8 protein-coding genes are annotated in these 10783 nt (G+C 65.6%); all 8 read right to left on the bottom strand.

All coding sequences use genetic code 11. The features are described from left to right. The 8 genes from VSX60_RS05655 to VSX60_RS05620 all read right to left on the bottom strand — a co-directional run bounded on the left by VSX60_RS05655 (position 1) and on the right by VSX60_RS05620 (position 10773). The gene (locus tag VSX60_RS05655) at positions 1–2037 is read right to left on the bottom strand and encodes an alpha-1,4-glucan--maltose-1-phosphate maltosyltransferase (RefSeq protein WP_327623175.1); all 2037 of its coding nucleotides are present in this window, start codon (positions 2035–2037) and stop codon (positions 1–3) included. A 217-nt stretch (positions 2038–2254) separates the two neighbouring features. Beyond that, a complete protein-coding gene (locus VSX60_RS05650) occupies positions 2255–3103 on the bottom strand; it encodes a fumarylacetoacetate hydrolase family protein (protein ID WP_327623174.1) in 849 nt (282 codons plus the stop codon). 126 nt (positions 3104–3229) lie between these two features. Beyond that, entirely contained in the window at positions 3230–4624 is a 1395-nt protein-coding gene (gene guaD, locus VSX60_RS05645; protein ID WP_327623173.1) for a guanine deaminase, read from the bottom strand. Beyond that, a complete protein-coding gene (locus tag VSX60_RS05640) occupies positions 4621–5889 on the bottom strand; it encodes a urate hydroxylase PuuD (RefSeq protein ID WP_327623172.1) in 1269 nt (422 codons plus the stop codon). Before VSX60_RS05640 ends, guaD begins: the two co-directional genes overlap by 4 nt. Positions 5890–6069: 180 nt before the next feature. Continuing rightward, the gene (locus VSX60_RS05635; protein ID WP_327623171.1) at positions 6070–7164 is read right to left on the bottom strand and encodes a BMP family ABC transporter substrate-binding protein; all 1095 of its coding nucleotides are present in this window, start codon (positions 7162–7164) and stop codon (positions 6070–6072) included. Between the two features lie 32 nt (positions 7165–7196). Further along, entirely contained in the window at positions 7197–8123 is a 927-nt protein-coding gene (locus VSX60_RS05630) for an ABC transporter permease (RefSeq protein WP_327623170.1), read from the bottom strand. Continuing rightward, positions 8120–9232, bottom strand: a complete 1113-nt coding sequence (locus VSX60_RS05625) for an ABC transporter permease (protein WP_327623169.1) — start codon at positions 9230–9232, stop codon at positions 8120–8122. The genes VSX60_RS05630 and VSX60_RS05625 overlap by 4 nt, the downstream gene beginning before the upstream one ends. Further along, entirely contained in the window at positions 9232–10773 is a 1542-nt protein-coding gene (locus tag VSX60_RS05620; protein ID WP_327623264.1) for an ABC transporter ATP-binding protein, read from the bottom strand. Before VSX60_RS05620 ends, VSX60_RS05625 begins: the two co-directional genes overlap by 1 nt. Positions 10774–10783 lie beyond the last annotated feature (10 nt).

Genomic DNA, 10783 nt, shown 5'->3' with positions numbered 1-10783 from the left:
TCAGCGGGATATCTTGAAGACGGCGTAAGGCCGGTCGTGCGGGTTCATCCACCAGTGCTGAACCTTGCCCTTCCAGGCAAAACTCTGACCGGTGACCATGTCCTCGACCATCACCGACCCGTCGTCCGGCAGCCCGAACTCCCATAAGGGCACCTCGAAATGGCCGCCCTGCGGCGCATGCGGATCGAGGGTGACGGCGAAGAGCAGGAAGGAGGAAAGGTCGGCCGTCCGCTTGCCGTAATAGAGGATGTTGTCGTTGTGGAAATTGTAGAAGGCGAGGCTGCGGAAATCCTGCATCGCCTTTTCCGAGCGGCGCAGCCGGTTGAAGAAGGCGATGTCGTCGCGAATATTACCCTCGGCCTTCCAGTCGAAGGCGCGAATCTCGTATTTCTCGGAGTTGAGATATTCTTCCTTGCCCGGAACCGGCAGGAACTCGCAGAGCTCGAAACCCGAATAGACGCCGTAATTGCCGGCAAGCGTCGCGGCGAGGGCGAGGCGGGTGCGAAACCCCGGCCGACCGCTGACCTGGAGATAGATCGGGTTAATGTCCGGCGTATTCACGAAGAAGTTCGGCCGCATGTATTCGGCCGCTTCCGTCCGCGTCAGCTCGGTTAGATACTCGGTCAGCTCCGCCTTGGCGTTGCGCCAGGTGAAATAGGAATAGGACTGGTTGTAGCCGACCTTGCCGAGCCGCTTCATCACCTTCGGCCGGGTGAAGGCCTCGGCGAGGAACACCACGCCGGGATCGACCTTGCGGACCTCCGCGATCATCCATTCCCAGAACGGAAACGGCTTGGTGTGGGGATTATCGACGCGGAAGATCCTGACGCCCTTGTCGAGCCAGAACAGGACGATGTCCCGCAATTCGTACCAGATCGACGGTAGCGCGCCGCGATAGAAATGGACGTTGACGATATCCTCGTATTTCTTCGGCGGGTTCTCGGCGAATTTGATCGTGCCGTCCGGCCGCCAGTCGAACCATTCGGGGTGCTGTTTGATCCAGGGGTGGTCCGGCGAGCACTGGATGGCGAAATCGATGGCGATTTCCAGTCCATGCTGCTTGGCCGCCTCAACCAGCCGCGCGAAATCCTCGAATGAGCCGAGTTCGGGATGGATGGCATCGTGGCCGCCCTCGTCCGAGCCGATCGCATAAGGACTGCCGGGATCGTCAGGCCCCGGCATCAGCGTATTGTTCTTGCCCTTGCGGTTGGTGCTTCCGATCGGATGGATCGGCGGGAAATACAGAACGTCGAAGCCCATCTCCTGAATGTCGGGCAGACGCTTGATAACGTCGTCGAAGGTGCCGTGCCGGCTCGCGTCACCGGACTGCGAGCGCGGCATCAGTTCGTACCAGGCCGAAAACGCCGCGGCGGTGCGATCGACCCAGACCGGAACCTCGATCGGATAGCGCGACAGATGCGTGCGGTGGCCGGCGGCGTCGAGCAGCGCGATCGTGTCGGCGGCCTGCATCAGCGCGTACTGGCCGTCGGCGTCGCCCTTGGCGCTGAGCTTTTCCAGCTTGTCGTGAAGCTTCGCCACCGCTTTCTGATCGGCCTTGGAGCCACGCCCTGACGTCGCCGCGTTTTTGACGAGTTCACGCGCTTCGGTCAGTTCCAGGTCGCTCAGTTTGCCCGCGTCGCGCTTCTTCGTCGCCTCGTCGCGCCATGTCGCATAGAGGTCGCGCCAGGCGATAATCGAAAAGCGATAGGGGCCTGGAACCTCGAAGACGATGTCCGCCGACCAGCGGTCGTTCGCGACGAATGTCAGCGGCGTCTCGCTCCAGGCCTCGTCGTCCGCCGAGCCGTAGACGACCGCCGCGGCGATTTCGTCGTGCCCGTCGGAAAATACATCGGCGGAGACGACCAGCTTCTCGCCCTCGACGCGCTTGACCGCGAAGCGACCGCCATCAATCTCCGGCGCGACGCCCTCGATGACGATGCGGTTTTCGGCCAGCGCCAAGAGGCGAGCTTCGCTCTCCGCGGCCTTGGCTGTCGGGGCTTTTTTCGGCTGACGGGCGGCGGCAACGGGTTTGTCCATGGACGGCCTTCAGGTTCAACAGTCAGGAAAGACGATGCGCGGAGGCAACGCTCCCGCGCGAAAAGCTCCGAACCTTAAGGGATAGGAAACCTTCGTCCCATGTCCAGTCTCGGCTACCGTTACGGAACGCGAAATGACCCGCTCGATCAGATTAAGGGTCGAAACGGGCAGGTTGTTCCGGCGAACCCGATGAAAGTCCAACCGGCCTTGGCGACGCTCACCCCGCGAAGGCCTGTACCGTCTGGCGTTGCTCGCCCAAGCCCCGACCGCCCAACGTGATGATGTCGCCGGGCTTGAGATAGCGCTCCGGCTTCATTCCCATGCCGACGCCGGGCGGGGTTCCGGTGATGATCACGTCGCCCGGCATCAGGCGCATGAATTGCGAGATGTAGGAGACCAGCGTCGTGATCGGGAAAATCATCGTCGCGGTCGAGCCGGTCTGCATGCGCTCGCCATTGACGTCGAGCCAAAGATCGACCGCCTGCGGGTCGCCGAGCGCATCGGGCGTGACCAGCCAGGGGCCGAGTGGGCCGAAGCTGGGGGCGCTCTTGCCCTTCATCCACTGTCCGCCGCGCTGCGTCTGGAAGGTGCGCTCCGAGACGTCGTTGCAGAGACAAAAGCCAGCGACGTGATCCATCGCCTGCTCTTCCGACACGTAGAGCGCCTCCTCGCCGATCACGATGGCGATCTCGCCCTCCCAGTCGAGCCGGTCCGAGCCCTTCGGGACGATCACATCGTCATGCGGCCCGACGATCGAGGACGGCGCCTTGTTGAACAGGATCGGCTCCGCCGGAATGTCCATCCCGGACTCCTTGGCGTGATCGGCATAGTTGAGCCCCACCGCGATGAAGTTCCCAACCCGGCCGACCGGCGGACCGATGCGATGCGACGGGTCCACTTTGGCCAAGCCCTTGGGATTGAGCGCGCGCAGCCGCTCCAGCCCCGCCCGAGAGAGCGTCTCGCCAGCAATGTCCTCGACCTCCTCCGACAGATCGCGAAGAACGTTTTCGTCGTCGATCAGACCCGGCTTTTCCGCGCCGCTCTCGCCGTATCGTACCAGTCGCATCCGCTTCTCCCTTGCTTGCCGGCTTCAGGCCAGCACCATTTGGCGCCGTCGCCTTGTCTGCAGGGGAGATAGCCGCGAACACGCATTTGTCGCGGTGGGTGGGCGATATTTACCGGATGCGACCTGCTACTGCGCCGCTTCGCCGGCCTGCTCCGGTCCCGTCACAGGCGCATGGTCGGGACGCGGCGGCAATGGCTTCGAAGCCGCCGCCCCGCGGTCATAGACGCGGTGGCCGTGCGCATAGGTCGCGACAGTGGCGCGTTCGTCGCCGAGGATCATTAGCGCGAACAGCTCTTCCTCCAACGTCTCGACCCGCGCCATGCGCCGGCGCATGGCCGAGGTCGCGCAGGTGTCGAGGACGACGAGGTCGGCCTCGAGCCCCGGCGCGATACGCCCGATCCGGTTGTCGAGCCCCATCGCCGCCGCATTGCCGGCGGTCAGCATGTGAAAGGCGTCGAAGGCGGGCAGCTTCTGGCCCTGCAGCGCCAGCACCTTGTAGGCTTCGGCCGCCGTCCGCAGCATCGAATAGCTGGTGCCACCGCCGATGTCGGTCGCGAGCCCCACCTTGATGCCGGCGGCGCGCGCGGCGGCGAGATCGAACAGCCCCGAGCCGAGGAAGAGGTTCGAGGTCGGACAGAACACTGCCGTTGCGCCCTTTTTGGCGAGCGCCTCGCGCTCGCGCTGCGACAAATGGATGCAGTGGCCGAACAGCGCCCTGGGACGGACAAGGCCGAAGCGCTCGTAGACTTCCGTATAGTCCTTCGACCAGGGGAACGCCTCCCGGACAAAGGCGATCTCGGCGGCGTTCTCGGACAGATGGGTCTGGATGTGGAGGTCGGGATGCTCGACCGCCAGCGCCTCGCAGGCTTCCAGTTGCGCTGCGCTCGAGGTCGGCGCGAAGCGCGGCGTGATGGCGTAGTCGAGCCGGCCCTTGCCGTGCCATTGGCGGATCAGCGACTTGGACTGCTGATAGCCGGACTCGGCAGTGTCGAGCAACGCCGGCGGCGCGCCGCGATCCATCATCACCTTGCCGGCGACCATGCGCAGGCTCCGCCACGCCGCCTCGGTGAAGAACGCCTCGACGCTTTCGGGATGGGTGGTGCAATAGACGCCGGCCGTCGTCGTGCCGCTCGCCAGAAGCTCGTCGATGAGGAACCGCGCGCCCTCGGCCGCCACCGCCGGGTCGCCGTAGCGGCTCTCCTCGGGAAAGGTGTATTTGGCCAGCCATTCCATCAGCTCGGTGCCGTAGGAGGCGATCACCTGGGTCTGCGGCATGTGCAGATGCGGATCGATGAAGCCCGGCATCACCAGATGCGGGCGATGATCAACGACCGGCATTTCGGGTCGCAGCCGGGGCAATAGCGCCGACGCCTCGCCGACTTGGCGGATGATGCCCTTGTCGACGACGACGAGCCCGTCCGCGATGTAACGGACCGCCGCCCCCTCGCCCTCCTCGGCCGGGTCGGCGTCGAACCAGAGCAACCGCCCCCGGATCGCGATACTGCCGCCGACGCGTGTCACGGTTGCCCGCCGTCGGCGACATAGCGGCCGGAGCCAGATGCGATCCACGCGGCAAGGATCTCGCGTTCGGCCGGTTCGAGGCCAGTGACGTTGCCGGGCGGCATGGCGTGGCTGCGCACGGCCTGACGCTCGATCAGCGATGCGTAATGGATGATGTCGTCTCCCGTTTCCAGGCGGATATCCTTCGGTGCCGTCGCGAGCCCCGGCCACAGCGGCTCGCTGGCGTGGCACATGGAGCAGCGCGACAGGATGATCGCCTCCGCCTCGGCGAAATGCGGCGAGGCGGCCAGCGCGACGGCCGGGTCGCCGTCCCACCGGCGCGACGCTTCCGCACCCTCACCGGACTTCGCCTCGGCCCGCCAGCCCGGCGCACCCGACAGGGTGATAACTGCGGCGAAGAGCAGACCGGCGACCGCCCAGCACCACCAGAGCTGCCGACCGGTCGCGTGCATCGTGTTGAAGTAGTGCCGGATGACCGCGCCGATCAAAAGCACCAACCCGGCGATCGCCCAGTTCCACTCCGTCGCGAAGGCCAGCGGATAGTGGTTCGACAGCATCAGGAAGATAACCGGCAACGTCAGGTAATTGTTGTGCAGCGAGCGCTGCTTGGCCTCCTGGCCGAGCCGTGGCTCGGGCGTGCGGCCCGCCTTGAGGTCGGCGACAACGATTGTCTGGTTCGGGATGATGATGAGGAACACGTTGGCGGTCATCAGCGTGGCGATCATCGCGCCGGTGTGGAGCATCGCGCCACGGCCCGAGAAAACCTCCGAGAACAGGAAACTCGCCGCGACCACGTAAACGAACAGGACGGCGAGCAAGGCCGTGTCGTTCTTCTTCAGTGGCGACTTGCACAGCCGGTCATAGACCAGCCAGCCGAGCGCCAGCCCGCCAATGCCGAGCGCGCTCGCGCCCCAGACCGGCAGATCGACCTTTTCCGGATCGATCAGATAGAGATCGGCGCCGACGTAATAGACCAGGACAAGCAGCGCGAAACCGGACAGCCAGGTGGAATAGCTCTCCCATTTGAACCAGGTCAGATCCTCCGGCATCGCCGGCGGCGCGACCATGTATTTCCGCAGATGATAAAAGCCGCCGCCATGCACCTGCCAGGCTTCGCCGCCGACGCCCTCGGGCAGTTCACGCGGCTTGCGCAGCCCGAGATCTAGCGCGATGAAATAGAAGGACGAGCCGACCCAGGCGATGGCGGTGACGACGTGCAGCCAGCGCACGGCGAAGCCCAGCCATTCGGAGAAATAGGTCCACATTCGCGAGTTGCCTCGAAGCGCCGCCCCCTTGTCGCGGTGCCTCCTGATAGGTCTCGAATAAGGCTGTCATGCGCCCGCCGTTCAGGAGACGGGGAAGGCGCGAGCCTGTTGGGTTCGGTATCGGCAAGGGGCGGCGAAGCGCCCCTTGCCGTGTCGTCGGGCGCTTGAGAGCGCCGTGCCTCAGCTCTTCACGCCTTCGACGTACCAGTCCATCTTCAGAAGGTCCTCGTCCGACATGGTCTCGCCTTCCGGGACCTTGACCTCGCCCGCTTGATCCTTGATCGGCCCGGTGAACACCTCGTAGGTGCCGGCCTTGGTGTCGTCGACGATCTTCTGGGCGGCTTCCTTCACGTCGGCGGGCATCTTGTCGTTGAAGGGCGCCATCTCGACCTCGCCCTCCTTCATGCCGAGCCAGACATTGTCGGCCTTCCAGGTGCCGTCGAGCATCGCCTGTACGCGCTCGACATAGTAAGGACCCCACTGGTCGACGATCGCCGTCATGTGGGCGTTGGGCGCGAAGCTGGTCATGTCCCAGGCCTGGCCGAAGGCGATCGCCCCGCCCTGCTCGGCGGCCTGCAGCGGTGCCGGCGAATCGGTGTGCTGGGTGATGACGTCGGCGCCCTGACTGAGCAGCGCCTTGGCGGCGTCCGCCTCCTTGGCGGGATCATACCAGGAGTTGACCCAGACGACCTGGGTTTCGAAATCCGGATTCACCGCGCGCGCCGCCAGCGTGAAGGCGTTGATGCCCATCACCACTTCCGGGATCGGGAAGGAGGCGATGTAGCCGGCCTTGCCGGTTTCCGACATCATGCCCGCGATCGTGCCGAGCACGGCGCGGCCCTCGTAGAAGCGAGAATTGTAAAGGCCCATATTGTCGGAGCCGGTCTGGTAGCCGGTCGCGTGCTCGAACTTCACGTCCGGGAACTGCTTGGCGACTTTGATGGTCGGGTTCATGAAGCCGAAGGAAGTCGTGAAGACGATGTCGTTGCCGTCCTGGGCGAGCTGGCGGATGACCCGCTCGGCGTCAGGCCCTTCCGCGACATTTTCGACAAAGGTGGTCTCGACCTTGTCGCCGAGCTTCTCCTCCAGATATTTGCGCCCCTGGTCGTGAGCATAGGTCCAGCCGAAATCGCCGACCGGGCCGACATAGACGAAGGCGGCCTTCACCTTGTCCTTTTTCTCGCCGTCCTGCGCGGTCGCCGGCAGGCCGAACGAGACTGCGGCAACGAGCGTGACGGCTCCTGCCATCAGTCGGCGTCGAGTGGTGTTGAACATCGCGGGACTCCTTGGGGTGGTTGGGGTTGATGTCAGGCGCTCGCCCGGAACGGTTGGCCGAGGCAGGCCGGCGCCGCGGTTCGGACGCTTCCCTTGCCGGCCGAAATGATGGCAAGGACGAGGATGGTTGCCAGATAGGGCAGGCTGGCAAGGAATTCCGGCGCGAACAGATTGAAGCCAGCGGCCTTTGCCTGCAACTCCAGCGTGATGACCGCACCGAAGAGATAGGCGCCGAGCACCAGTCGCCCCGGCCGCCATGAGGCGAAGACGACGAGCGCGATGGCGATCCAGCCGCGACCGGCGGTCAGCCGCTCCGCCCACATCGGCGTCAGCACCAGCGAATAATAGGAGCCGGCAAGCCCGGCCATGGCGCCGCCGAACAGGACCGCGAGATAGCGCACCTTGAGAACCGGATAGCCGATCGCGTGGGCGGCGCTGTCGCTCTCCCCAACCGCACGCAGGATCAGCCCGGCGCGGCTGTGCTTCAGGAACCACCAGATCGCGAGGGCCAGCACGAGCCCGAGATAGACCAGCGGCGAATGGCCAAAGATCAGCCGCCCGATCGGATTGCTCGCGAGCGCGGCGGGGAAGATCGGCCCGAGCGTCGCGGTGGTGATGCCGACATAGGGCGCGCCCAGGAGCGCGGAGACGCCGGTGCCGAAGATGGTCAGGGCGAGACCCGTCGCCACCTGATTGGCCATCAGGCTGAGCGTCAAGACCGCGAAGATCAGCGACGCCGTGGCGCCTGCGGCCATCGCCGCCAACGCGCCAAGCGTCGGGATCCCGGTGGTATAGGCGATGGCAAAGCCGGTGACGGCGCCGATCAGCATCATGCCCTCGACGCCGAGATTGAGGACGCCGGATTTCTCCACCACCAGTTCGCCGAGCGCGGCGATCAAGAGCGGCGTCGCCGCCGCCGCGATCGTCATCAGGATGGAGATGAACAGTGCTGTGGTCATGTCGCCGGCTCCACCTCGATACGGCGGGTCTCCGGAGACGGGCCTCCGGCCTTGCGTCGCACGACAAGCCGGTAGCGCACCAGAAGATCGGTCGCGAGCAGGAAGAACAGCATCATCGCCTGGAACACGCCGGCCGCGGCCGACGGCAGGCCGATCGTCGTCTGGGCGCTCTCGCCCCCGACATAGGTGAGCGCCAGCACCAGCGCGGCGACGAGGATGCCGAGCGGATTGAGCCGTCCGAGAAAGGCGACGATGATCGCCGTATAGCCGTAGCCGGTGGGAAATTGCGGCACCATCTGGCCGAAAGGGCCGGACGCCTCGAGAATTCCGGCAAGGCCGGCGAGGCCGCCGCCGACCAGCAGCGCCAACCAGACCGTCGAGGATTGGCGGAAGCCGCCGTAGCGGGCCGCGTTCGGCGCCAGCCCGACGACGCGGATCTGAAACCCGGTGATCGACCGCGTCATCAGGAACCAGGCGGTCAGCGCCAGTGCCGCCGCGATCGGTATGCCGAGATGGATCAGCGTGCCCGGAACAGCGATCGGCAGCGTCTGGGCGGCGGTGAACATCGCGGTCTGGGGGAAGTTGAAGCCCATCGGGTCTTTCCAGGGACCGCGCATCAGATAATAGAGCAGCTGGATCGCCACATAGTTGAGCATCAGGCTCGACAGGATCTCGTTGACGTTGAGCCGCGTCTTGAGGAAGGCCGGTACGCCGGCCCAGACCATGCCGCCGAGGATGCCGGCCGCGATCATGACGGGCAGGACCCAGAAGCCTTCGACGTCAAGAGTCAGCAAGGCGACGCCGGTGCCGGCGAGCCCGCCCAGGATGTACTGTCCCTCGGCGCCGATATTCCAGATGTTGGCGCGAAAGCCGATGGCCAGGCCCGTCGCGATGATCGCCAGCGGCGCGGCTTTCACCAGAAGATCCTGCCAGCGATAGGGATTGAACAGCGGCACGACGAAAATCTGGTAGACCGCCTTGAGACCGTCATGGCCGAGCAACGTGAAGACGATCGCGCCCGCGACGAGGGTCGCGACGACGGCGATGACGGGGGCCGTCAGCATCATGGCGCGGCTCGGCTCCCGGCGGGGCTCGAAAACGAGGGCCATCAGGCGGCCCTCTCGGCGCCGGCCTTCTCGTCCCCGTGAGCGCCGTGGATGCCGCCCATCAGAAGTCCGACCCGCTCGATGGAAATCCCCTGGACGTCCATCGGCTCCGACAGCCGCCCCTCGTTGATGACGGCGATCCGGTCGCAAAGTTCGAGAAGCTCGTCGAGGTCCTGGCTGACGACGACGATCGCCGCGCCCTTGGCGGCGAGGTCGATCATCGCCTGGCGGATGAACGAGGCCGCGCCCGCGTCGACGCCCCAGGTCGGCTGCGAGACAACGAGCACGGCGGGGTCCTGCATGATCTCGCGGCCCATCACGAATTTCTGCAGATTGCCGCCGGACAGACTTCCCGCCAAGGCGCCCGGCCCCGTCGCCTTGACCGAGAAGGCATCGATGACGGAGGCCGCATAGTCACGCGCGGCGCCCGCCTTGATGATGCCGCCGGCGGCAAGCCCCATGCGCTTTCGCGCCGACAGGACCGCATTCTCGGTAAGCGACAGGCCCGGCACGGCAGCATGGCCGTTGCGCTCTTCCGGCACGGTCGCCAGCCCGAAGGCCCGCCGCCCGTCGACCGAACGATTCGAGATCGTGCCGCCGTCGATCATGATCTTGCCGGTCACGCCGGCCATTCGCTCGCCCGACAGCACCTGAAGCAGTTCGTTCTGGCCGTTGCCGGCGACGCCCGCGATGCCCAGCAGTTCGCCGGAGCGCACGTTGAAGGAGATATCCTTGAGGCTGGTGCCGAAGGGCGGCTCGCCCGGCGCAGACAGATCACTCACGGCAAAGCGGACCTCGCCGCTGACGCCGGCCTCCTTGCCGGACAGATCCTTCAAATCCCCGCCGATCATCAGCTCGGCCATCGACCGCGCCGACTCTTCGCGGGGATCGCAGGTGGCCACAACCTTGCCGCCTCTGAGGATCGTCGCCGTCTCGCAGAGTTCCTTGATCTCGTGCAGCTTGTGGGAAATGTAGAGGATGGAGCAGCCCTCGCGGGCGAGGCGGCGCAGCGTCTCGAACAATTGCCCGACTTCCTGCGGGGTCAGGACCGAGGTCGGCTCGTCCATGATCAACAGCTTCGGCCGCTGCAGCAGCGCCCTCACGATCTCGATCCGCTGCCGTTCGCCGACCGAGAGCGTGTGGACGACGCGATGGGGATCGAGCGTCAGATCGTAGGAGGCGAGCACCTCCCGGATCGCAGCTTCCAATTCCCGGCGCGGCGGCGGGCTGTCCATCCCAAGCGCGATATTCTCCAGGACGGTCATCGCCTCGAACAGCGAGAAGTGCTGGAACACCATGCCGACACCGAGCGCGCGGGCCTCGCGTGGCGAGTGGATCGTCACCGGCGTCCCGTCGAAGGCGATCGTGCCCTCGTCCGCCTTCTGCACGCCGTAGATGATCTTCACCAGCGTCGACTTGCCGGCGCCGTTCTCGCCCAGCAGCGCGTGGATTTCGCCGGGCGCCACTGAGAACGACACCTGATCGTTCGCGACGACGCCCGGGAAGCGCTTGGTGATGCCGGAGAGCTGCAGGCGCGGCGCCATGTCGATGTGG

Source organism: Aurantimonas sp. A3-2-R12 (genome assembly GCF_036016755.1).
Taxonomy (GTDB): domain Bacteria; phylum Pseudomonadota; class Alphaproteobacteria; order Rhizobiales; family Rhizobiaceae; genus Aurantimonas; species Aurantimonas coralicida_A.
The sequence above is the reverse complement of the archived record's forward strand: the minus strand, read 5'-3'. Positions and strand labels throughout refer to the sequence as shown.